The organism is Butyrivibrio sp. FCS014 (assembly GCF_000526935.1).
Lineage (GTDB): Bacteria > Bacillota > Clostridia > Lachnospirales > Lachnospiraceae > Butyrivibrio.
Map to the genome: position 1 here is coordinate 208964 of NZ_JAHA01000006.1, position 25329 is coordinate 234292.

General features: G+C 46.0%; 20 protein-coding genes. All 20 read left to right on the forward strand.

All coding sequences use genetic code 11. The annotated features are described in order from the left end of the window. Positions 1-2: 2 nt before the first annotated feature. The 20 genes from T456_RS0104740 to rplA all read left to right on the forward strand — a co-directional run bounded on the left by T456_RS0104740 (position 3) and on the right by rplA (position 25241). On the forward strand, positions 3-458 hold the full coding sequence (locus T456_RS0104740) for a GPW/gp25 family protein (RefSeq protein ID WP_024865151.1): 456 nt from the start codon (positions 3-5) through the stop codon (positions 456-458). After that, the gene (locus T456_RS0104745; protein WP_024865152.1) at positions 458-3520 is read left to right on the forward strand and encodes a hypothetical protein; all 3063 of its coding nucleotides are present in this window, start codon (positions 458-460) and stop codon (positions 3518-3520) included. Before T456_RS0104740 ends, T456_RS0104745 begins: the two co-directional genes overlap by 1 nt. Before the next feature lie 11 nt (positions 3521-3531). Beyond that, complete coding sequence (locus T456_RS0104750) at positions 3532-5628, forward strand: baseplate J/gp47 family protein (protein ID WP_024865153.1); 2097 nt, start codon at positions 3532-3534, stop codon at positions 5626-5628. A 21-nt stretch (positions 5629-5649) separates the two neighbouring features. Continuing rightward, a complete protein-coding gene (locus T456_RS0104755; protein ID WP_024865154.1) occupies positions 5650-6708 on the forward strand; it encodes a phage tail protein in 1059 nt (352 codons plus the stop codon). An 18-nt stretch (positions 6709-6726) separates the two neighbouring features. Further along, positions 6727-7026, forward strand: a complete 300-nt coding sequence (locus T456_RS0104760) for an STAS domain-containing protein (RefSeq protein WP_024865155.1) — start codon at positions 6727-6729, stop codon at positions 7024-7026. After that, complete coding sequence (locus T456_RS19175; RefSeq protein ID WP_051464972.1) at positions 7023-7679, forward strand: cell division ATP-binding protein FtsE; 657 nt, start codon at positions 7023-7025, stop codon at positions 7677-7679. The genes T456_RS0104760 and T456_RS19175 overlap by 4 nt, the downstream gene beginning before the upstream one ends. Positions 7680-7695: 16 nt before the next feature. Further along, positions 7696-8574, forward strand: a complete 879-nt coding sequence (locus tag T456_RS0104770; RefSeq protein WP_035801198.1) for a sensor histidine kinase — start codon at positions 7696-7698, stop codon at positions 8572-8574. A gap of 9 nt (positions 8575-8583) precedes the next feature. Further along, positions 8584-9273 carry an SH3 domain-containing protein gene (locus T456_RS0104775; protein WP_024865157.1) on the forward strand — a complete coding sequence of 230 codons (690 nt, stop codon included), beginning with the start codon at positions 8584-8586 and terminating at the stop codon, positions 9271-9273. A 23-nt stretch (positions 9274-9296) separates the two neighbouring features. Beyond that, positions 9297-9533 carry a hypothetical protein gene (locus T456_RS0104780; RefSeq protein ID WP_024865158.1) on the forward strand — a complete coding sequence of 79 codons (237 nt, stop codon included), beginning with the start codon at positions 9297-9299 and terminating at the stop codon, positions 9531-9533. Positions 9534-9545: 12 nt separating this feature from the next. Further along, positions 9546-11990 (forward strand): ATP-binding protein, encoded by a 2445-nt coding sequence (locus tag T456_RS0104785; RefSeq protein ID WP_024865159.1) that lies wholly within the window; start codon positions 9546-9548, stop codon positions 11988-11990. A 166-nt stretch (positions 11991-12156) separates the two neighbouring features. Then, positions 12157-17298: a hypothetical protein gene (locus T456_RS22330; protein ID WP_024865160.1), complete on the forward strand. Its 5142-nt coding sequence runs from the start codon at positions 12157-12159 to the stop codon at positions 17296-17298. Next, on the forward strand, positions 17298-18173 hold the full coding sequence (locus T456_RS0104795) for a GNAT family N-acetyltransferase (RefSeq protein ID WP_024865161.1): 876 nt from the start codon (positions 17298-17300) through the stop codon (positions 18171-18173). The genes T456_RS22330 and T456_RS0104795 overlap by 1 nt, the downstream gene beginning before the upstream one ends. Positions 18174-18183: 10 nt before the next feature. After that, positions 18184-20805, forward strand: coding sequence for a hypothetical protein (locus tag T456_RS0104800; RefSeq protein WP_024865162.1), 2622 nt, complete (start codon positions 18184-18186; stop codon positions 20803-20805). Between the two features lie 135 nt (positions 20806-20940). After that, positions 20941-21120, forward strand: coding sequence for a hypothetical protein (locus tag T456_RS0104805; RefSeq protein WP_024865163.1), 180 nt, complete (start codon positions 20941-20943; stop codon positions 21118-21120). Further along, the gene (locus T456_RS19180) at positions 21101-22810 is read left to right on the forward strand and encodes a SpoIIE family protein phosphatase (RefSeq protein ID WP_024865164.1); all 1710 of its coding nucleotides are present in this window, start codon (positions 21101-21103) and stop codon (positions 22808-22810) included. The genes T456_RS0104805 and T456_RS19180 overlap by 20 nt, the downstream gene beginning before the upstream one ends. A 125-nt stretch (positions 22811-22935) precedes the next feature. Next, entirely contained in the window at positions 22936-23085 is a 150-nt protein-coding gene (rpmG, locus tag T456_RS0104815) for a 50S ribosomal protein L33 (protein ID WP_024865165.1), read from the forward strand. Positions 23086-23117: 32 nt separating this feature from the next. Beyond that, positions 23118-23318 carry a preprotein translocase subunit SecE gene (secE, locus tag T456_RS0104820; protein ID WP_024865166.1) on the forward strand — a complete coding sequence of 67 codons (201 nt, stop codon included), beginning with the start codon at positions 23118-23120 and terminating at the stop codon, positions 23316-23318. An 11-nt stretch (positions 23319-23329) separates the two neighbouring features. Next, a complete protein-coding gene (nusG, locus tag T456_RS19185) occupies positions 23330-23986 on the forward strand; it encodes a transcription termination/antitermination protein NusG (RefSeq protein ID WP_024865167.1) in 657 nt (218 codons plus the stop codon). A 125-nt stretch (positions 23987-24111) separates the two neighbouring features. Beyond that, positions 24112-24537, forward strand: a complete 426-nt coding sequence (gene rplK / locus T456_RS0104830) for a 50S ribosomal protein L11 (RefSeq protein WP_022765113.1) — start codon at positions 24112-24114, stop codon at positions 24535-24537. Between the two features lie 14 nt (positions 24538-24551). After that, entirely contained in the window at positions 24552-25241 is a 690-nt protein-coding gene (rplA, locus tag T456_RS0104835; protein WP_024865168.1) for a 50S ribosomal protein L1, read from the forward strand. Positions 25242-25329 lie beyond the last annotated feature (88 nt).

Consider the following 25329-nt stretch of genomic DNA (forward strand, 5'->3'; position numbering starts at 1 on the left):
ACATGGAACAATCATTTTTGGGCACGGGTGTGGCCTTTCCGCCACAGATTGATCCCGCCACAGGCAGATTCAAGATGTCAAGCGGGTCCCAGAGTGTTAAAGAATCAATATACATAATCCTGATGACGCAAGTCACAGAGCGAATCACAAGACCCGGATTCGGAACAGAAACAGCATCCTATGTTTTCATGGATACTTCACTTACCGAGCTGACCATCATGCGAAGAGATCTGACCAGTGCAATCCTTCGGCAGGAGCCAAGGGTCAGTGAGGTTAACATATCAACGGATATGCAGGCACAGCAGGGATACATAATGATCAATGTGGACTACACCCTGGCAGCTAACAACCAGAGAGACAATCTGGTATTTCCCTTCTACCTGAATGCTGAACCGGAGCCTGATGATACAGAAGAGTACTATGAACCGGAAATAATTGATACGGAAGAAGACTACTGATGACTAATGCTTTCAGACCTCAAAGTGTTGAGGACATCGAGAACAAAATAGAGAAACTCAGAAAGAGCTATACTCCCGAGTGGAAATTCGACAGGGAAAATCCCGACGCCGGTTCCGTGATAGCTCAGGTCTTTGCAAGGCAGACCGTTGAGAACAACATGCTCATGAGCCAGATGCCCGAGCGCTATCACATGGAGTTCGTGAACATGCTTGACGCCACCCTGCGCCCTGCACAGCCTGCAGCCAGTATGGTTATCTTCAATTACGGACAGGCGGGACTGATGGGAACCCAGGTGCCTAAAGGGACAAGACTTACGGCTGACTCAGACACCACCGAATCGGGATTTGTGGTATTCGAGACAGAGAGAAACCTCTATGTCACCGATGCCCAGATAAGAAGCGTCTTTGCCACCGATGCAGAGAACGGCACCATATCTCCCATATTCGGAGATATAAAGACCCCTGACATCATCACAGGTGACATCAGTTACACCCTGGATGATGAGGATTTTACAGAAGAGCTTTTACCTTCTGAGGAAGAAGAGGCCGAGGAGCTTGAACCCTCCTATATTGTGCCTCCTTTTACTCTGTTTGGCGAAAAGAGCAATGTGGGAGTGAGCGTCTTTACCATCTACGAGCAGAGGCTCTTTGACGGAATAGATGAGCCTATTTATATAAGGCTTGAGGGCGCTGAGGAAGTTATAGACAGAATTAAAAAGAAAGATCTTGTCTTCAAGTATTACTCCAGGAAGGGTTTCAGGACATTTGATAAAGTGAAGCTCCTTGAGGACGGAAAGACCTTCATGCTGATAAAGAAGGACAAGCAGCAGAAGGTAACCATAGGCGAAAAGGAATACGCGGTAGTAATCCTTGAAAGCCGTAAGATTATGACAGACTCCCTTGAGATTGAGGGAATAAGCCTTTCTGCAGGCGGCGAGTCCAAAATCCCCGAATATGTGGGAGACGGAATGCAGGAACTGGATACCGGAAAGTTCAATCCTTTTTCAGAGGAACTGGCGGTATTTAACGAGTGCTATATAGGGCACGATCCCTGTTTTGCCAAGGCAGGATCAAGGATAACCCTGAAGTTTAAGACCAACTATCACGAGAACAATCTTCGTATAAGTGCCGAGGAGGAAGAAGCTGAGCTTGCCATAATAAAGAGAAAGCCCAGAAAGACCCCCTATGACAATCCCGCACAGGCTAAGGTTGATGAAGTGACCTTAGAGTATTTCAACGGCATAGGCTGGAAAAAGATAAAGTGCGATACGGAATATACGGGAATGTTTGAAAGCTGCGAAGAGGGCGACTACAGCTTAAGCTTTATCTGCCCCGAGGACTGGTCAAGATCGGAGTCCGGCCCCTACAGCGGCAGGTGCCTCAGAATGAGGATAGTTAAGTCGGCGAACTGCTATATGCGTCCGGCAATTCACACCTATCCCACCATAGTAGGACTTAAGATCTCCTATTCCTATGAGGGAAAATTCACAAACCCTGCCAGGATAGAGAGAATAGGCGGAACCAAGAAGGAAGATATCACCGCAAAGTTATATGATAATGAGCCCTTTACGATTCTTTCAGGAATTGATTATTACGAGGATGCGGTTTATATAGGCCTTGACAGAAAGATGACCGAAGGCCCTGTGAGCATTTATTTCCAGCTTTCGGACATCAACAATCAGAGCGGCGTAAAGGTAAGGATGGAATACAGCACCGCAAACGGCTTTTCGGAGATGAGGTTTACGGACCTTACCGAGAACTTCACAAGATCCGGAACAGTGATGTTCATGCCCCCTGCGGATATGGCAGAGAAAACCCTTGAAGGCAACAAACTGTACTGGATACGTATACTTCGCGCCAAATCCCAGAAGGACGATAAGGATGCGTTCCTTCCAAGGATAGCAAGGCTGTGCCTGAATGCAGTGGTTGTTACCAATGTACAGACCTCCGAAGAGAGAGATTACTATATAGACGACATTGTTCCGAACCTGAGGATGCCTCTTGGGGCTGACAATATTCTGGATGCAGAAGTTTGGGTCAATGAGATAGGCTATACCAGAAAAGAGGAGATGGACAGGCTTCTTGAAGAGAATCCTGAAATGGTAAGAGCCGAATATGATTTCCTCGGAAGAATATCCGCCTTTTACGTACTCTGGAAGGAAGTTGACAATTTTGCCGATGCACCGGACAGAAGATGTTACCGCATAGACAGGATGACAGGCAATATCATGTTCTCCGACGGCGCCAAATGCGATATGCCAAGGGTTACCGACGATGTAGCCTTCAAGGCAAAGATTCGATCCACCGACGGCGAGGACGGAAACTTAAGCGAAGGCGAGATCGTTGGAATAATCGGATCGGCACCTTATATTGACACAGTATTTAATCCCATAAGATCTCACGGAGGAACCAATCTTGAGACCATAGATCACGCGCTTCTTAGATGTGCAGGTATCATGAACTCAAGATACAAGCTGGTTTCCGAGAGGGATTACGAGAGATTCTGTCTTGAGTTTTCCGACAGTATAGACAGAGCCAGGATCGTAGTGGGAGAGCGGATAGATGGCAGCTTCAATCCCAGCGACATCTCAGTTGTTCTTCTTATGAAGGACTTTGCTGACGGAGCTTTCTCTTTTCACAGGATATCCGCAAGGCTTCAGAGGGAGATGCTAAAGAACTGCGAAGTCACCATTTCCCAGGATAACCTCCATATGGTGGAGCCGATATTTGTGGACATTTCCGTATGTGTCTGGGCTCTTGTCATGGATATGGATGATTCCTTTGAGGTTCAGAACGAGGTCAAGACGGTTCTTTCGGAGTATTTAAACCCCGTAAAGAGTGCCGACAACGACGGCTGGGAGATCGGAAGTCTTCCCAAGGAATCCCAGATACTTATGAGGCTTGGAGTTCTAAGGAGTCGCACCGTTATCCAGAGGATCACCATGATAGGTCATTATATCGATTCCTTCGGTGAGCACGAGATGGATACAAGAGAAATAGAAGTTACACCCTTTATGGTGCCGAGAAACGGACAGCATAAAGTTATTATTACTAATAAGTAAGGTACAAAAGTATGCTAAGAGTTGAAGAACTGAAAAACAGGACCTATGAGGAGAGGATGGAGGACGTCTACCGAGAACTCCCCATCAGATCCTCAGAGTGGACCAACTATAACGCATCGGATCCCGGAATAACCATTCTGGAAAACCTGACAGCCTTCTCTGCTCTTCAGGGCGCGGAGATCGTGACTTTAAGCTACAGGGCAAAAATGGCTCTGCTTAAGATGGCAGGTTTTCTTCCGCAGCGTGGAAAGTGTTCGAAGGTTCTTTTATCCTCAGATCATATTGCGGAAAAGACTCATCTAAAGGCAGGGGAGAGATTTCACCTTGGAGACCTCATATTCGAGACCAACAAAGAGGTGAATGTAGGTGTATCAAGGCTCCTTGGAGTTTTTGCAGGGGAAGGGGATGAATACAGGGATGTCAGCTTTGTGCTGGACAGAGAGATCAGTGTCCCCGCCAGGATCTTTGGCGAGCAGCCAAAGAAGGGCAACAGCGTATACTTTGTATTTGATAATGACCCATCATCGTTAAAAGAGCTGATCTTCTACGTGAAGGTCATTGAGAAGGCCACCAGGAATAAGACCGAGGACAGAACCGAGCATATCTTTGCGGACCTTAAGTGGGAATGCTTTACGGATACCGGATTTACCGAGATCAATGTAAGAGACTTTACCTGTGCCTTCCTCCAGAGCGGAGAGATAAGGTTCTCCCTTCCAAAGAGCGGCCTTGCAAAGTTTGGAGATACCCCCGTAGAGGGCTACTGTATCAGGGCTACACTTACAAGGGCCGAGTACGATATCGTGCCCAGGGTCACCAATGTTTACGGCTTTTTGTTTGAGGTATGGCAGAAGGATACGAAGGCATTTTCCCAGACTTTCGGAAAAAATGATGCCGTTACAGTAACTTCGCCACTGGGCAGCGAACAGGTCTATTATCTGGTCTTCGGAAAAGAGGAGAAGGGATCTTCCTACAGAAGATATGAACTTGCGTCGGGCCCCGGACAGAGCGGAAGATTCTGTATTTATGAGGACCACCATGATGGAAGAGTGACGTTCTCCTTTGACAAGGAGAGCTTTGGATACGCTCCCATAAAGACTAAGGACTGCGTCAGAGTCATAATCTACAGCGAAGATGTGATGAGACGATACAACGTCGGCAAGGTCATCGGATACGATGATCAGGAGATCGATATACCCAGCAGCAATATCGTTCATGAGTCCTTCTTCCTGATTGCCAGGAGAAAGAGCCATGACGGATATATTTATGACTTTGTAAGACCTGAGAAGAAGGGTGAGGGAGCACTTTACTATCATCTTCTCGAGGGAGAGGGAAGGATCATAATCGAAGATCCCGGAGATTTCATAGATGCGGATCTGTTCATGGGAAGTGTTGCCGAGAACAGCGGCCCCAGAGGAAATATCAGTGAGGGCAACATGCTTTTTATCGACAACGACGCTGTTCCGGACGGATTCTACAATCCGGGCCCGGGAACGGGAGGAGCCTTCAGGGAGAGCCTTGATCAGGTCAAGGACAGGTTCATCAAGGATGTGAGGACCCCCTACAGGGCAGTCACTGCATCGGATTACGAGTATATCGTAAAGACCACCCCGGGGCTTTGCATCAAGAAGGCCAGAGCCTTTATGAATGACAATACAAACCTGGTAAACGTGGTGGTGCTTCCGGATTCCGATGACAGATTTCCTAAGCTTTCCAGGATTTATACCGATAAGATAGAACAAAGGCTCAAGGAAAGACACCTTCTCACAGCAGATTTTAAGATAATCAAGCCTTCCTTTGCGGCAATAGGAGTTAAATGCACGGTTTACGTCAAGAAGCATTTTACAGACTGCCGCAGCCAGATAGAGGAAAGGATACGCAGCAAGATAGACTATATAGATTCGGAGCACAACTTTGGGGATAAGCTCATGTTTGAGGATGTGTTCCACGCCATAGAGGATCTTTCCTGCGTAGAATATGTATATGACCTGTCGCTTCACTCGGAAAACGGCAAACTGGCGCAGATGAGGGAATATGACATATATCCCAGATTCGACTGCCTGTGTTACCTGGGAGAAATAATAATAGAACTGGTCACATCTGACAAATAAACACACCGGAGCTGATGGATAATGGCTAATGATATTTGGTATTCAATTAGGAATAACAGAATAAAACAGGGCTGTATAGGAGGCTTTACCCTGGAAAACGACAATACCCTTGTGGTTGATGAGTCCCAGAGGGACCATTTTGCTTTCCTTAAGCCTATAGACGGTGTAGTAGACTTCTCCGAATGGGGACGTCTTTCCTGTGACCTCCTTTTGCCTGAAGAAATGGTGTGTTATATTTATGTTATAGCATTTAATACGCTAGATATTGTAGTGGGAGAAGGACAGAGTCTAGACCTTGATGAATATCTTTGTGATGAGACGGTAAATGCAATGGACAAGATCTCCCTTTTAACAAATCTGGGAGCCAAAAGACTTGTAAATACCGATGATTTTCTTCTGTATGACATCACGGGAAGATTTCTGTTTGTGGCCGTAGAGATGCTGGGAACCGGAAAGGCTTCCATCGGAAAGATCAGAGTCGGAGCAAGAGGAGATAATTTCATGGGAGCATTCCCTGAAATTTACAGACAGCGCGGTGGATTCTTCCACAGATACATGTCTATCTTCTCAAGCATCTACAACGACATCAGTGATCAGAACGAGAAGCTCTACGAGATGCTGGATCTTGACAAGTGCTCAGCTGAACTTCTTGAGATGTATGGTTCATGGTTTGGAATTGACTTAAAAGGCGGCTTCCTTCCCGAAGACGTCCTTAGAACCATTGTCAAAGAGGCATACCAGCTCAACAGGATGAAGGGCACGAAATGGGTCATTGAGAGGATACTTCAGATCGTCCTTGGCAATGATGCGATCCTTCTTGAGAACAGACTTCAGGAGGGCGGAGTCTTCGATGTCACGATCCTCATCAACAGGAAGCTGACGGAGGAATTAAGGCACCAGCTCACATTCCTTCTGGATCAGTTCAAGCCCATAAGGACCAGGATAAGGCTCCTTCAGATGGAAAAAGAGGCAGTTATGGACGGCAACAGCTATCTCGACCTCAACGCTACAATTCCTACAGAGAAGCACGTTGTGCTTGATGAGGAAGCTCTCTACGATGGTGCTATAACACTAAAGTAAGTTTATGGAGAAAAAGAAATGACGATTGATGAAACCAGAAGCGCTGATAAGCTTCAGTTGAATGTCCATGGAAAAGTGGATGCCAATGCTTCACCGGAACTCCAGAATGAGATCCTGAAAGCGTTCCAGAAGTGCCCCAGCGTAATACTGAATATGCAGGATGTTCCTTACATCTCAAGTGCAGGGTTGAGGGCACTGCTCATAGGTCAGAAGACTGCCGGCTCCAAGGGTGGTAAATTCCTGATAATAAATGCTTCAGAGTCTGTTGTTGAAGTTCTTAGGGTGACCGGACTTCAGAAAGTTCTGAGTGTGCAATGATTCTTTTTTCTCATGTGACTAAAAGCTATGTAACAGAAGACGGAAGGACTCTTGTTTACAGAGATTTTTCGGAGGAGATCGAAGACGGGGAGTTTGTGGTCCTAACGGGGGAAAGCGGATCCGGGAAGACCACGCTTATTAGGATGCTTCTTAAGGAAGTGGAGCCTGATTCCGGGACCATTATGGTTGACGGAAGAGACATCGGAAAGATTCCCGCAAGGGATATCCCTTTTTACAGAAGAGGGATAGGGGTTATCTTTCAGGATTTCAAGCTGATCCAGAACAAGAGCGTATATGACAATCTTGTCATGGCCATCCTGGCTACGGGAGGTTCATACGCAGGGGCCGAGAAGAAGATTGTCAACGTACTTACCATGCTGGGGATAGATAACCTTCACAAGCGATTTCCCAAGGAGATCTCAGGAGGAGAACAGCAGAAGGTGTGCCTTGCCAGGGCCATCATCAATAATCCGAAGGTGCTTCTGGTGGACGAGCCCACCGGAAATCTTGATCCCACATCATCAATGGAGATAAATAGGCTTCTTGACGTTGTAAACGCTCAGGGCATCACGATTGTGATGGCAAGCCATGACATAGAAGCAGCTCTTTCAGAAGGAAGACGCCGGATAGATTTAGACAACATTAACTGTTAGAGGGGGATTTTGGAAAATGTCGAGGAAACAGATTGTTTCACTGATCTTATCGTGTGTGTTCTATGCACTCACTATCGTAGGATTCTTCTTTTTCAGCGTGACGCTGATCATTATTGTATTCTTATGCTTTTCACTTTCCATCACCAACTTTGCCTATCAGTGCTACCAGGCCCACAACGATTATACGGGGGCTGAGCACCTTCAGCAGGAGATCGGAATCCTCAATGCCGAGAAGAACAAGCTTGAGATGGATTATGAGACCCTTATAAAGGCCAAGGATAAGGAGCTGGAAAAGAGACAGGAGAGCATTGAGGAGCTGACCGAAAACCTTGAAAAGACCAAAAAGGAACTCAGTGAAACAGCTGCCAGAACCAGCGAACTTTCAGAGCAGGTTAAAAGCAGCGAGAACGAATACGAGTCCCTTCTTCCTCCCGATGACGATGACGACAAGGCTACCATCGATATCATAGAAGTGGCCAAAAAAGCCATCAGTGAACTGGCAGACGAAGCCAAGAAGGCAGGACTTAGGATCAACATATCCAGCGCCTCCGACAGACTTATGGTCAACGCCTCGGCAAAGAGGATCCTCATCATGTTCAGGAATATCATCGATAATTCCATCAAGTACATGCAGAGGGAAGGAACCCTTGTCATCACCATATCAGCTATTGAAGACGATATTTTCATAGTTCTTAAGGATACCGGAAAAGGACTTCCCGAGAACGAGACCAAGCATATCTTTGAACTTAACTTCCAGGGCTCCAACCGCATAAGCGGAAACGGCCTCGGACTTACCCAGGCAAAGGCCATTGTTGAGCACTACGGCGGAACCATCTACGCCAGAAGCCCTCAGGGCAACGGAATGGGCATATACATCCAGCTGCCCACCACATAAGGAGGAGTCATGAAAAAAAATCAGAGGGTATTCATCTTCTTATTCGTATTCTTTTTTGTTGTTGCCGTGGGCGCAATGCTGGGATTTGCCGGAAAGAGCTCGGCTCTCGACAAGACCAGGGATTCCATCGGAGCAAAGACCGCTGTTCTTGACCAGACCATAACCGCTACACTTACCGACGAAGAGCTGGCAATGGATGAGGATGTTGCTGAAGCGGAGCCGGTTGAGGCTGAAGTGGTGGTCAAGGAAGAGGAGCCTGAGGTGGAGATAATTGAAATTCCCCAGGACCAGATCACTCTGGACGAGACTCAGGATGACGCCGCTACTCAAGATGCCGATGAGGCAAAAGAGACGGAGCAGGAAGCGGAGGATACCGCCCAGGCTGCAGAGGAAGAAACTGAAGAACCCGGCGTTCGCTATTTCAAGTTTAAGGTTGCCACCACCATACATGTCCTTAACGTAAGAAGACAGCCGACCACCGAATCGAAGGCAGAGTATCAGCTTAGGATCGGCTCTGCAGGCTATATCCTAAAGCCCGGTAATGAGTGGTGCTATATTGAATCCGAGGACGGCTACAGAGGATACTGTGCAACGGAATATCTGGATATTACCGAAATGACAGCGGAGGAATTCCCCGAAAACCTTGTTGAAGAGGTGGAGATGCCCGAAGAAGAGCTGTCAGCTGCATTCAACAGTTAGTTTTTTGTTTGGAGGAAGGGGTAATGAGAGACTACCTCGACGATAAGCTTTCAAAGAAAAACATAAGGGATGAAGAAAGAAGAAAGAATCCTCCCGTAAATGATGACGAGGAGGAAGAAACATATCTTTACGATATCAGAAAGCCCATGGAATTCATAAACGAGAGCACAACCGGTGTCTTTGACATAACCAAACAGACAGGAATAAATACTGCTAAAAGTGTCTTTGACAAGGGTGCTGTTTTTAAATCCGGGCTGTGATGAGGTGCATAGATGGGAAGCTACGAAGACGGTTCAAGGGACAAGCCATTTAAGAGCTATAATGAGTACATGCAGTATATCTTTGACTGCGTAAACGGATGTCTTGATGCCTACATATCCAAGATGAAGGTCACCTTTGCCAACGGCGAAGGAGGCTATAAAAACGTGCTTTATCCGGATATTGAGCTGGCGGGAGATGCCTGTAAGAACAGACTGTCCGCTTCCTACAAGGAAAGACTGGGGGTTTCTGAAGAAACTTCGGGGACAGCCACGGCTCTTTTGACCGAGGAAAACAGTGACTCCGGCAAAGGCGGAGATGATGAGGATGATCTGTTCTCCCTGTTTGGCAGCGGCGATTCAGGTTCATCAAGCAGCGATGACGATGATGATGATGAGATCGACAACGACCTGATGGCGCTCCTTGGAAGCTTTGCCGCCGACAATCCGGTGGATGAAGAGGTAGTGGAAGAGTCCAGAGTCTGGGATGTCATTGAAGAAGACACCAAGATCCCTGTTATAGAGAGACTTAAGATAATTGACGCGAGGGCTGAGGCTACCGTTCAAAACGGCATCAGTCTCCCCTTCTATGAGCTCTGCAAGAGACTTAATTTCGAACCCTTTACAAAGTTTTGTTTTGCCTGCGGAATCCTGTCTTCAACACAGACGGACTATGCCGGCGTTTTCCATATCATAAACGAGAACGGAGCCCTTTCGGCTCCCACAATAGAGTCAGCCGCAAAGGTATTCTTCGGTTCAGCCTATTCCATAACCGGAGCCTACGGCGACATGTCAGCCTGCCTTGAGCAGCTCCTTCCGGTGCTTCCTTTGCAGGTGCAGGGCAGCATGCCCTTTTCAACAGTTGTTTCCCCTGACAAGAGAATGATCGATTTCCTGTTTGGCCGTGATCCTCTGCTTCTTGATGAGAATTACAGCCGCTTTATCAGCATGCTCACGGATGACAAGGAACTGGATCCCGTTATGGCAAACCAGGGAAGGCTGGATGCCATGAGGATTTCCTACAATGACGGCGTCAGGATCTTTTATTACTACGGCGATGATGGAAGCGGCAGAAGATTCTTTGTTAAGCACTTCTGCAAAGAGAAGGGCCTTAAGGCCATCACCATCAACTGTAAAAAACTATTCAACTACGACTTCCAGTTCGTTGAGAGGGCTCTCTGGTCCGTTACAAGAGAGTGTATCCTCGCCAAGGCCTGTTGCTGTCTTACAGAGCTGACCTTCAGGGAAGAGGAAAAGGAGAAGTTCTTCGGATACATGGACCTGGCTTTCTCCAAGCTCACGGAAAAAGACATCCTGGTATTTGCCATGAGTAAGCTCTTTATCGACTTCAGAGAGGTCACCAAGAGCCAGTTTACCGACCTCGAGCTTCCCGCTCCCGACACCGGTGAAAGACTTACCTGCTGGGAGTACTTTGCAAAGAGCTTTGATCTTGCGGAGGACGTGGACCTTCTTGAGATGTCCACCAAGTTCATCTTTACCGCAGGTAAGATCCATGATGCCCTGATAAAGGCTAAATCCCTCTCAAACATGGACAATGAGGAAAAGATATCCAGGGCCAGCCTCTTTAAGGGATGTAACGCCCAGATGAGTTCCGAGCTGTCCCAGAAGGCCACAAGAGTAGAGGCCAAGTTCGGCTTTGACGATATCGTTATGAACGATGACCAGAGGGAGACCATCACCCATGCCATCGAGCAGATGACCTACAGAAAGCAGGTCTACGAGTCTTGGAACTACACCAGGAAGTACCCTTACGGCCGCGGCCTTACGGTTCTTTTGTTCGGTGCTCCCGGTACCGGTAAATCCATGATGGCCCAGGTTATTGCACATGAGCTTAACCTTGAGCTGTACAGAGTAGATATTTCCAAGGTTGTAGATAAGTACGTGGGTGAAACCGAGAAATCCCTTTCAATGATATTCAGAGAGGCCAAAAAATGTAACGTCGTACTGTTCTTCGACGAGTGCGATACCATCTTTGCAAAGCGTTCCGATGACGGCGGCTCCAACCAGGCTTCCGCCAACAACAAGACGGCTCTTTTGCTTCAGGAGATGGAAGCTTACGACGGCGTGTGCGTTCTGGCCACCAACTACAAGCACAACATTGACCCTGCGTTCTTCAGACGTATGAAATACATCGTAGAGTTCCAGTTCCCGAATGTGGACACCAGAGAGATGCTCTGGAGGACCACGATCCCCAAGGATACACCTCTTGGAGACGATGTGGATATCAGATTCCTGGCTGAGAAGTTTGAGTTTGCCGGTGGTAATATCAAGAACTGTATCCTCAATGCAGCCTTCCTTGCGGCAGCAGATCCTACCGCCAACGGTCAGGTATGCATGAGGCATTATCTTAACGCCATAAAGTATGAGTTTGTTAAGGTAGGAAAGGTATTTACCAAGTCGGATTTCGAACCCTACGCCGAGGAAGTCGGACTTGCATAAAAGTGAGGATTTATCTGCCTTTTTCACCGGCAGATTCGTATAAAGATTTAGGTTGAAAATGCCGATATATTTACGAAGGGATATACACTTTTGGACTGAAATTTAAGGCTGCCGGGAACCCGGCGGCTTATTGGTCATTTTCCGGAAAGATTATGAGGGGAACGTTATGAAAGTAAATCTGAGGAAAAAGTTTAATAATCTTAAAGCGGGTGCAAAGAGAGTATTTATCGGGATGCTGATCCTGTGTCTTTTAAGTACGGCCACGGGAATAGGATCCATTTTTGCATATGCGGATGATCCGCCTGTAATAACAGATCCTACCGGCGACCCTGATCCTACCGGTGACCCTGATCCTGAAGCCGATCCGGATCCTGATCCTGCGGACGATCCGGATCCTGACCCTGCTGGTGACCCTGACCCTGATCCAAACCAGGGCAGTTATCATACCGAGCATATCTATGGAGATGTGGAATACAGGAGCGACGGTCATTACAGATATTGCACCTACGAAGGCTGTGATGCCTATGAAAGGGAAGATCACAATTTCTCAGATTGGGTGAGCATTGACGAGAACACCCTTGAACGCACCTGTCTTACAGAGGGCTGCGGCTACAGTGAGACGAAACCCGCCTCAGAAGAAAGCGACGACGAAGAAGCTGAGGAAATCGTTTATTACTACAGACCAAACGAAGATGGCACAAGCCACACCAAGTTCCACTACGAGAACGGCGAAGAAGTTATAGATGACGAAAGCGAAGCTTGCGAATTTGATGAAAACGGCAAGTGTATCTACTGCGCCCCGAAGATCCTTCGGGCGCTGGTGGGCGATGCACCGACTGTTAATCCGAATGACCTTAAGGCGATGTTTGAACATTTTTATGCAATCGTACCTTCTGCAGGTGCTTTGACCTATAACGGAGGGAATCAGGAACTGATGACCTTTGACAATGAGTTCTATCTGGCCAAGACACCTGTAGTGGAGGACGGGTATCAGTATTTGGCACTACTTCCGATGACAATCGATGGAGCAAGTGCCGGATATAATACTCATGCTGCGTATGGAAAGGATGCAGATACATATAATCTGACACTTAGTACAAAACTGGGTTACTGGCAGGTTGAGGATTCATCGGTTCATGGGGAGCTTGATGTAAGCACGACTTACACGGTTACCATCGGCAAAGCTTCCATAGCCGAGGACAGTGTAATAAAGAATCTGAAAACAGGTCTGACTGCCGGCAGTGAACAGTACAGCATTGATTATGTAAACTCTTTTGTTGCGGATGAAGTCTTCCGCGATCCTCTGAGCATGTTTTTTAACAGTATTCCACTTGTACCGGATACTGACTATACAATAGGCAGCAGCCTCTGGAGCAGCAATGATTATCCGGAAGCAGGCAAATCCTATTCACTGACTTACCATGGAACAGGTAATTTTTCCGGATCAATAACTGTCGGTATTGACGTACCTTACAGTGATATTCCAAATATGGTATATACAGGTCCTGAGGAGGATGGTGTGATGTACATCCGGACCGAAGTATCTGCGCCAAGTGGCTATGAGATGTTTCCGGGAGTTCCTGCACCAAACGGAAGCAGTGAAGCGGGTACCGTAGAACTTAGCGATATTGGTAATAACAATGCTACTTTCTATATGAGAAAATCAGGCACTACTAATGCCTACAAGAGGACGATTACGGTTAATATTTCTCCGGTGCCGCTTACATCTTCCTTCATGACATATGGACCCTTTAAACAGAATATAACCTCTGATGACGGGACAACCATAAATTATATCAATTCAAAGGAAAGCAGCTTTAACGATCCCATTACGGTCAGCGCGGCTTTGGGTGGACAAACATATGAGCTTACTGCCGGTGAAGACTATACCGTAAGTAATGATCTGCCCTCAGACAATCTTAAGGCAAAAGAAACTTACCACATTACTCTTACAGGAAAAGGAAGCTATACCGGAACAAAGGAAATTCCTGTATATGTAGAGGAACCTACTCTTCAGTTCAGCGAAAACGGAACAACCTGGGGAGATAATCAGGAAAGATATGAGAGAGGAGTATATATCAGAGCTTATGAAAGTAACAACTATGACATAAGCGAAGATGGGAACACTTATGATGCTTCGCTCCATATTACTGATGCACAGGAAAGTGATAACAAGAGCCTGTACCTTAAGGTGAAGGGCGGAAACAACATAGGAAGAGAAATTGAAACTTCAGTTAAATTGAAGGTGGGTATTGATATCAGTGATGAAAAGGTTCAGGTGACTATTGCACCTGAATACAAATATTCATCCGCTGCTTCAGGTGAGGATTGCATAGATTATACAAAGATTTTATCTACAGATTACAGTCCTGCCATATCTCTTAAATATGTAGATGGCACAACACAGGAGGACCTTGTTCTCGATACTCATTATGCGCTTATAAATCCTGATATTACAGAACCTGCAAACATATCTGAAGACGGTACAACTTATTTGGTTACCGTGAAGGGTAAGGCTTCAGGCGGCTACATAGGAGAAAGAAAAATCGGAGTAGTTGTACCACAGAAGGTCCTTCTTTTTAATAATCGCGAGAAGACCGAGGATTCCGTATATCTGAATCAGGTAAACATAAAGGTTCAGGATGCAGGATATTCCATTAGTCTCATTGCAGCTGATTTTGGGGAATCCATTGACTATGATACAGTCGGCGAAAATCAGACAGTGGCGGTTTACATACGAAACTCTTCGACCGGAGGACACATCATCAAGCAAACCATCACCGGACTTACGGTCGCAGCACCTGAAATTCTATATAACGGAAAGCCCACCAAATCAGATTATTATGTTAAATCTGTGGAATTAAGCGCCAATGGTTATAGGATTGTCAATGTAGAAGAGAATGACGGTTCAACAACTACAGAAGGTATAGTAGGCGGTAAATACACCAGAACTACAATAGCAATGAATCAGTCATTTAAACTGCATCTGCTTCATGAATCTCAGGCTGATAGCGAAACGCCTACAGAGGTTGAAGTAACAGGAATAAATATTTATGACAATCCTATTCTCAAGTTTAACGGCAAGTTCGACAGAGAACCCTGGTTTAATTCAGACGTAAGCATTACAGCAGATAACTATGACATTGCGGAATATGGAAGTACACAGTTTAAAACCAGCTATCTTGTAAAAGATGAAGGGGAGAATCTTGTATCTGTAACGTTAAGACCAAGGACATCCAGCTCTACAGCTGATAATACAGATATTAAGAATCTTGAGATCAACATCGACAAAACTCCCGCCACCGGCAAGATCAAGGTTGGCGACTACACCAGCAGCTCTTTTGTATCCTCGGATGATCTTGCAAAGTCCTTTGACAGCGCTGAGTCGATCACGATTACAGGTGAGGACGCCCTCTCAGGTGTGGATTACATCAGGTACCTTATTACCGACACCTATTATGAGGACGTAGCTGCCCTTAAGGCTGCTGTTCCTCCGACACCTGAGTCCACTCAGTGGAAGACCTACAGCGATGGAAGCAAGCCCACTCTCGTAGAGAATAAAAAGAACTATATCTACGCGATTATCTACGACAAGGCCGGAAACAGCACATTTGTCTCCTCCGGAAAGCTTGCCTGCTCAACAGCAAAGGCAACTGGAGAGATAAAGATCGGAGATTATTCCAGCAAGACATTCCAGACTTCCGACACCAGTGTTATGTATGTCAACAAACCTCAGAAAGTTGCCATAACAGCAAGCAGTGAGGGCATGGAAGTCGAGAAGATTGAATACTACATCGGTGACACTTATTATTCTTCCACAGCCGAGGTGGAAGCCGGTATAAGAGACAGGAGCTCAAGCTGGAGAACCTACTCCGACAGCTCACGTCCGGAGACCACACTCAAGGAAAAGAAGAATTACGTATACGCAAGGATAACCGACGGAGCAGGCAATTACACTTACCTCTCCACAGGCGCTGTCGTATACGACACAGTAGCACCCAAGCTCACAAGCAACAAGGCCGTAAGAACAGGCACTTCAGGAGCCCAGGTTGCCTTTGCGGGAACTGACGACCTCTCCGGAATCAACAGATTCAAGATAGTTGTCAGGGAAAAGACATCCGATAATATGACACCTCCCGACAAGAACTACATGATGGATATGGGAGGCTTCATAGAAGTAAGCAATACTGACGGAAAAGAGGCTAATGCTACTTACGAAGTTAAGGATCTTGAAGCCAACAAGAGCTACATGCTCTACTTTGCAGCCGTTGACAGAGCGGGCAATATAAGCAATGTCAAGCAGCAGGAGCTCAAGGGAACCGATGAACTTACAGCTGCATCCAAAGCAGCAGGCTCAGGTTCAGGCTCCGGCGGCGGTTCGGGTTCAGGCGCAGGCAGAAGCGGACTTGCTCCCGCACCTAACGGAATAGCAGGTTCCGGCCCTTCATCCAAGACTCCCGGCAATATTCCTTCCAAGACTCCGGCAAAAGAGACTACGGCTGAAAGGATCGCGGGCACCACAATAAACAGAGATCCGTATATCGCTGAAGCTACAGGCAATGTCAAGATCGGCGAGATAGAGACTTCCGGCTGGAACAGGATCTCTCACGAAGTTAAGGTTGCCGATAAAGGAGCACAGCTTGAAGTAGAGATGAGCGGTACCACCGATGTATCGGGAGAACTCATCTCCGCCATGAAGGAAAGGGATGTTACCACAAGGCTTCGTATGGCTGAAGGTGTGAAGTGGGAGATCACTTCCTCCGATGTTGCAAATGCTCCGGCAACAAATATAGATCTTGGCGTAAAACTCGGAAGCAAGGCTATTCCTTCCAGCGTAATAAATCAGCTTTCCGGCTCATATCCTCATGTGGAGTTCTCAATCAATCATGAGGGAGACTTTGGATTTACAGCTACCATCATTGTTCCGGTGGGAGCATCAAACAGCGGAAAGTATGCAACTCTTTATCACTACGATGCGAATGCAAGGACAGCGACAGTTGAGGGAAACACTACAGTTGATGATCTTGGCTATGCAAGATTCCCCATGACCCATGCATCGGAGTACACAGTTGTCATTACTGCTGATAAGCTTCTGGCATCAGCTGATACACCCGTTACAGAAGTAACGGATGGCACTCTTGTTCAGTCCAATGATGCAGTAAGGCTTAGACTTACCGATATATTTGCCTTCAGGGGCAGTGTTCGCGCATGGCTGTTCTTCATAGCGATCTTAAGTGCAGTTGCATGCCTTCTCATACTGTTCCTGCCGCAGCTTCAGAGAAAAGATGATTCAGGGGATACATTTTAATGGCTTACTTAGAAGAGATATTACCCGGTAATCTACAGGCTTTCGACTTACTTATTCCGGATGTTCTTAAAAAAGAGTCCATTTTGCATGAGGGCTTTCACTTCTACGGAATAAGTGAGTCAGATGAAGCCGTCGGGTGCATTATAACAGAGGACAGGGCGGATACGGCTCAGATCCGTTACCTTTACATTGCCCCTTATCTAAGGGGGAGCGGGGTAATGGATCAGATGCTCATGACATTATTCCTGGAGCTTAGAGACAGCGGCTACGGGAAAGTTGCCATGGACTATATTCCCGGAGAATATGAGGTCCTTACCCATATGTCCAGGCGTTTTGGCTTTACGGAAGACAGAATGGATCTTTCCTTTTTCAGATTCAAAGCTGAGGACATAAAAAAGTGTGCGGTTGCCTCCTATGATCCAAGGGGCATAATCCGCATGAAATATCTGCCGGAAGATAAGAAAGAAAGGCTTTTTAAGATGATCGATAAAAGCTTTTCTTTTTATGATTTTAATCTGCCGGGAAGAGGAGATATCCTTCCCTACAGCATGGTATATCTTGAATCCGAGCAGCCCAGGGGCGCACTTATTGTTCAGAGCCCCAGCATTTCAGTTATACCCGCCACTGAGGATATAAAAAGATTCCCGGAACCGGGATCGTTGGATCTTACTTTGTTTTTTGTGGGGACCACAACCCTGAAGGCGCCGCTGTATCTTTTGAGCGGTCTGTGCCGTGTCATCCGGAAAGAGATCGATGACAAAGTCATCATGACCGGATATTTTCCGGAAGGCCATGTATCAAGGCTTCTTGAGGGAACTCTCGGTATAAGAGGAAGCCATGAGGTCAGAGCAACACTGAATCTGTCAACTATTTAGGAGGGGCATTATGATACCTCGTTTTGAAGAACAAAAAAGAAGACAGGCCTCCGTTTTTAAGGACAATGTTCTTATACAGGACAGAAATCAGCGTATCAGTTCTGACTTTGCGGAAGGCAGAGTTGACTATGAGGACAGCTTCATTCAAAGCGAAGTGGATCTTCAGCAACAGTTTTACCGGGACTATACGGAGAAATGGGGTCACAAATCAGAGGGGCAGCAGATAACCCCCTCCAACTATGTGCGCCCCGAAGAGGCTGTTATCCATAACCAGAATCTTGGCTATAAGGACCGTTACAGAAGAAGAAAACTGGCTACAGGCTTTGAGAATCTTTGGAACAATAAGCTTAATTACCTTAATCAGGCCAACCATCAGGAACCTATTTACGGGCTCAAACTGTCAGAGAAGCCCGGTACCTATGCCTTCGACATCATGAAAAGTACCATCAGGCTTGGGTATATAGAGCTTTCCCAAAAAGCCATCATGGAAGACGCAAAGCAGGGTGCTGCGGTTGATCCTCTTTTTACAAAGTATGAAAAAGAGATACTCTCTCTTGCGCCGCCTCTTGTGATATCCGGCGGTGATGAGCTGACAGGAAACGTCCAGATGACACGAGCTTCCATCGAAGCCTTTACAGCCTTTATAAAAAAAGCTATGGCAAATCCGGTGGAGGCCATAAAGGATGCAGCTTTGGATGCTCTGTACTCCTTTGGCTCCATCCCTGAGAATCTTCTTTCTGAGCATGCAGTTCCGCAGAAGATAGATGAGCTGAAACTTCTCAAGGACAAGTATAAGGCTGTGGCAATGCTTTTTGAAAAGAAGGGCAGCGAAGATGAGATCACCAGAGCTTTTTTGAAGATGTCCAAGGATAAGGAACTTGTTCCGAGAGATAACCTTGAGGTTGCAAAGTACGTATATAAATCCATTGATAAGGACATGAGATATGCCTTCGAGCATTACGGAGTGAATTTTAAGAATGACGGGTCACTTATTGACCTGGAGAATCTGGATAATGCTCACATAAGAAAGACCGGCGGCCAGACAAAGGCCCTTCTTACCGGTATTAAGAAGAATGCAAAAACCGAGCAGATCACAGGAGCTGATGAATACTGGGACAATCAGTCCAAGAAGCTTATCTCCAAGGATGATCCCGATCCTGACAAGCCTCAGAAAAAGGTCTTTAAGGACAGTTATAACATTGCGGGAAGCATAAATGCCCTCAATAAGAACAGCAGAAGCAAGGTAGAGGGAGACGGTAACAAGGCGCTGTTTGACCAGCTGTGCGAGAGCGGCAACAAGATAGCTCTGGCAATAAGTGATATAGATAAAGAACTTTCCGATGCGGCCGATATCGAAGAGAGAAGAAAGGCAGACCTTCTTCTTCGCCCTGAGATGAAAGGCAGAGTCACCAAATATCTGGATAAGAGACGCCAGCAGCAGCTTGATCTTATGGACAGGGCTGCAGGTGTTATCAATGCCCTGAAACATCTTGCCGGAGAAGGGGAGCTTGACCCCAACGGAAATCAGGTACTTCGTCAGCAGAGATACCAGGAGGCTGAAAAGAAGCGCAAAAACAGAGCAAACGGTAATAACAATAACGATAATGTCGAAAATGTTGTGGAGAGAGACATTTTTGTTCTTTCCATGCGCACAAGGACCTTTGCGGATGTAAGAAATGCACTGTTTGAGAAGTTTGCACAGGATCCCAATATCGGAGTATTGAGAGCTCTTTTGAATTCTCAGGATGCTTCAAAGCAGTTCGATCTTCTGACTCTGGACAAGGTTGATCTGATGAATAAATCCCTCGATGAGGTGAGGGCGGCTTTTGAACAGGCACTGTCCGGAAACGAAGCGATCGCACTGTATGAGAATACGATCCTTGAGGTTCAGGAGACCACCAAAAATCTCTACGACAAGCTGAGTAAAGACGGTTACAGCGCACTGTCGCTAAAGGACAGGGCTGAACTTGCTGAAGAATTCTCAAAGCTGCGGGCAAGAAGATATGCCCTGGCAAGGCTTAAGACTCAGAAAGGAATTGCCAACAGCACCTTTGATGCCCTGATGAAAGCAGGGAAAAGTGCCCAGGAGCTTCTGACTTTAAAGAACAATGAAATCGTGGATAACGCCAGATTTAAGGCTCTTTCCGATCACATGGAGATGATCCGCACAAGGAGACTTAAGGCGGCTGCCAGGGACGGAGTTCTTGATATCAACCTCCTTGAAGGAAACGAGCAGCTTAAGGTGGCAGCTCTTTTGGAGGGCAAAAACGGTAACGCTTCAGCAGCAAGCTTTTTTGAAAAAAAGGAAACTGCCGCAAGGAAGACTCTGATTGTCCACCTTGGAGAGCTTTCTGCTCTTACAGTCAGAAACGAAATGGCCGGCAACATGCTTCTTGGTCTTGGAGAATACGGCCCTGTCCTGAGAGAGGAAAGGCTTGATGATGAGGATGATCTTGAGCATGAGCCTCCTATAGAAGTTGAAATTAAGGAAACCGACAAGAAGAAGATGAAGAGAGTTACAAACTCCTTTAACAGGTTGAAGGAAGATGTGAATCTGGAGGGTGATCCCTTAGTCAGAAAGAACAAGGAGGCACCTCTTCGTAGAAAATCCAAGATGAAACTGGATGAATGAGACATAATTTTAAAAAACTTCATTTTTTCTGCCACAGGTTATACTTCTTTCGTATATATAAGCAAAGAAGAGATGAAAACATACTTATTGCATCAGCGTTAAGTAGTATAATAAAATCAGCAGGAGGACAATAAAATGAAGGACGAGAAGAACATTAAGGAGACAACAATCAATAAGGTTGAGGATGCAGGTAAGGTAGCAGTTAAGGACGAAGAACTTAAGAAGACTACAGGCGGCATCAAACTTGATTTAGGTTACAGCGACGATGAGAAAGATACAGGAAACGGAACAATCTATGGATCCGCAAAGAAGTAAGACAACAACTAAGAGGAAATCACTTAAGAGGGTGGCGAGAAACGCCATCCTCTTTGGCGCGCTAGTTTTCATTATTATGACTGCGGTAGTTGAAGGTGTTCTGTTTATTTTCCCTACTCTCCAGAACTATAAAAGAGAGATGCTTCATGAGGGGGACTACGCGTACTCTCTTATCGGACAGGAGTACGTGGAACAGATATATAAAGAGGTAAAAGAGGTATATTATTCAGTCCCCGACGATATTAAAGCGGACAGGTTTTCCGATGAGTTTAAAAGCTACCTTATACCTATCATAGATGACGATTTTCTTGCTGCAAGAGAGATACTTGTCAAATGCCGTGAAGCAACAAAAATCGGTAATATCACCTTTACTTTTTTTGATGAGGATAAAGAAAGCCTGGTATTTGTCCTGGACGGAAACGTGGGAGAAAAGGCCTATCTTCCCGGGCAGTATATCAACAATAAAGTCGGTACCATTGATTCCCTGGATACCATTAACAAGATCATGCGTTCTGACTGGTATATGCACGTTACCTATGGTAAGGCCAACGGTTTCGAAGCTACCAATTACGAAGGTATCTACGATACTGAAGGAAATCTTATAGGATATATATCCATAACCATCAGCATCAACGCTTTCGTAAAACAGATCCTTCTGTTCCTTTCCATCTATATTCCCATAATGCTTGTGCTGATTCTTTTCCTTGCATTCAGAGCTAACACAGAAGCCAACAAGAGGCTTATCAATCCGATAAATTCCCTGGCTCAGGCTGCAAGGCAGTACACTGCCCTTGATAAAAACGGTGAGGGGGCAAATACAAAGGTCTTTCAGGATCTCAATATCAGCACCAATGATGAGATTGAGGAACTTTGGGATACCATGGTGGAGATGGAAGACGATGTGTCCAATGCCATGAAGAAGATCAGAGAATCCGCAGCCAAAGAAGAGAGAATGGCAGCGGAGCTGGAACTGGCAAAGAGCATACAGCTGTCAGCCCTTCCTTCCAATTTTGATGATTTTGCCGATGAAACAAGATTTGATATCTATGCTCTTATGACTCCCGCCAAGGAAGTGGGAGGAGATTTCTATGACTTCTTTATGATAGATGAAGACCATCTTTGCATGGTGATTGCCGATGTATCCGGTAAGGGTGTGCCGGCAGCTCTTTTCATGATGAATTCCAAGACCCTGCTTAAGAACAGGACGCTTCAGGGCGGAAAGCCTTCCGAGATACTCAGCTTTGTAAATGACGCTATCTGCGAGGACAATATTAATGAAATGTTTGTCACCGTATGGCTTGGAATCCTTACCTTAAGTACCGGTGAAGTTATTGCTGCAAATGCCGGACACGAGTATCCTTATGTTTCCGGTAAGGACGGCAGATACGAACTTTTCACAGATCCTCACGGGGTGGTGATCGGTGCCTTCGGAGGGCTTAAGTACGAGGATTATACCTTCACTCTCAACAAGGGAGATAAGCTGTTTCTGTATACCGACGGTGTTCCCGAGGCGCAGAATTCCAAAGAAGAGTTTTTTGGCAAAGACAGGATTTTGGAAGTCCTCAACAAACGTGAAAATGAGAACCCGGAAGAGCTGATCACTTTCGTAAAGCAGGAGATTGATCGGTTTGAAGACGGTGCCCTTCAGTTTGATGATATTACAATGCTAAATATTACCTATTATGGATAAAAATGTATTGACGCAACAAATTGCCTATGTTATAGTAGACAAGCGACAAGAAACACATGTCTTTTTTTTATGCCAAAAATTGAGTATTAGTTAAATCTAATATAATTACGCACGGAGGTGAAATAATGCGTACAAGAATCACATTAGCATGCACAGATTGCAAGAACCGTAACTATGATACAACCAAGGATAAGAAGACACATCCCGACCGTATCGAAATGAAGAAGTACTGCCCTTTCTGCAAGAAGCATACTGTACATAAGGAAACCAAGTAATTTTTGTTCCTGATCAGGAGGTACATTCTAATATGAATGAGAGCAAGATGAGCACCTTTTTCAAGGGTGTAAAGGCAGAATTCAATAAGATCATTTGGCCCACAAGAGAGGACATTATCAAGCAGACTACTGCTGTGGTTGTTGTTTCTGCTATTACTTGTGCGCTGATCGCTTTACTGGATATCGGGTTTGAGACAGGAATGAACTTCCTTACATCCGGTTTCTTTAGATAAAAGGAGATAATATGTCAGAAGAAATGGAAATGAATCTCGAGCAGGCTGCCGAGAATTCTGCCGAGGTAGTGTCTGATGAGGTATTATCAGAAACAGATGCTCCTGTTGAAGCAGAAGCTACAGCTGCAGAGGAATCAGGTGACAATGAGAATATTCATTGGTACGTTGTCCATACATATTCCGGATATGAGAACAAGGTAAAAGCCAATCTTGAGAAGACCATTGAGAACAGACATCTTCAGAATCAGATCCTTGAGGTAAGAGTTCCTCTTCAGGATGTGGTTGAAGTCAAGAACGGTGCCCGTAAGAATGTTCAGAGAAAGATGTTCCCCGGATATGTTCTTGTAAACATGGACATGAACGATGAGACCTGGTACGTTGTTCGTAATACAAGAGGCGTTACAGGATTCGTTGGACCGGGAAGCAAGCCGGTTCCCCTTACAGATGCAGAGATCAAGAATCTTGGCATCAACACCAAGAGCGTTATCACTGCAGACTTTGGCGTTGGCGATGAGATCGCAGTTGTTGCCGGTGTCTGGAAGGATACTACAGGAGTTGTTCAGAGGATGGATCTTGGCAAGCAGACAGCTATCATCAATGTTGATCTGTTTGGACGTGAGACTCCCGTTGAGATCAGCTTCGCAGAAGTAAGAAAGATTGATTCATAATTATATTGGTATTTAGGCGCGTAAGTGCTTAGATATATAGCCTGCTAAGCAGGCACGTAACCGCTGAGTGGGAGCAAATCCCTATGGGAATTGCGTCCGACCACATATTTTCAGGAGGTGCCATTATGGCAAAGAAAGTCGAAGGATATATTAAGTTACAGATCCAGGCTGGTAAAGCAACACCAGCACCACCTGTTGGACCCGCACTTGGTCAGCATGGTGTAAACATCGTTGAATTCACAAAGCAGTTCAACGCACAGACAGCAGATAAGGGTGACGTTATCATCCCTGTTGTTATCACAGTTTATGCAGACAGAAGTTTCACATTCATTACAAAGACTCCGCCTGCAGCAGTTCTTCTTAAGAAGGCAGCTAAGATCCAGAAGGGATCAGGTGTGCCTAACAAGACAAAGGTTGCAACCGTTTCTAAGGAAGATGTAAGAAAGATTGCAGAGACAAAGATGCCCGACCTTAACGCTGTTGATATCGAAGGCGCTATGAGCATGATCGCCGGAACAGCACGCAGCATGGGTATTGTTGTAGAAGACTGATGGAGGAATGAGAGATGAAACACGGAAAGAAATACGTAGAAGCTGCTAAGCTTATCGATAAGACTCAGCAGTATGAAGCTGCAGAAGCTATTTCTCTTGTTAAGAAGTCAGCTACTGCAAAGTTTGACGAGACTGTAGAAGTACACATCAGAACCGGTTGCGACGGACGTCACGCTGATCAGCAGATCAGAGGCGCTGTTGTTCTTCCTAACGGAACAGGTAAGGAAGTTAAGGTTCTTGTATTTGCTAAGGGAACAAAGCTTGACGAGGCACAGGCTGCAGGTGCAGACCATGTTGGCGGCGAGGAGCTCATTCCCAAGATCCAGAACGAAGGATGGCTTGATTTCGACGTTGTAGTTGCAACACCTGACATGATGGGCGTTGTAGGACGTCTCGGTAAGGTTCTCGGACCTAAGGGTCTTATGCCTAACCCTAAGGCTGGCACAGTTACTATGGATGTAGCTAAGGCCATCGCTGATATCAAAGCCGGTAAGATCGAGTACAGACTTGACAAGGCTAACATCATCCACGTTCCTGTTGGAAAGGCATCTTTCACAGAGGAGCAGCTTGCTCAGAACTTCCAGGCACTTATGGATGCTATCACAAAGGCTAAGCCTTCATCAGTTAAGGGTCAGTACCTCAAGAGCATCACTCTTGCAACAACAATGGGCCCTGGCGTAAAGGTTCTTGCTAACAAGTATTAATTTCAAATGTAATGTGAACAGGGCGGATCACCGGAAGGTGGTCCGCTTTTCTTGTATCTGCAAAAGTGGAAAACCACTATATATTGTG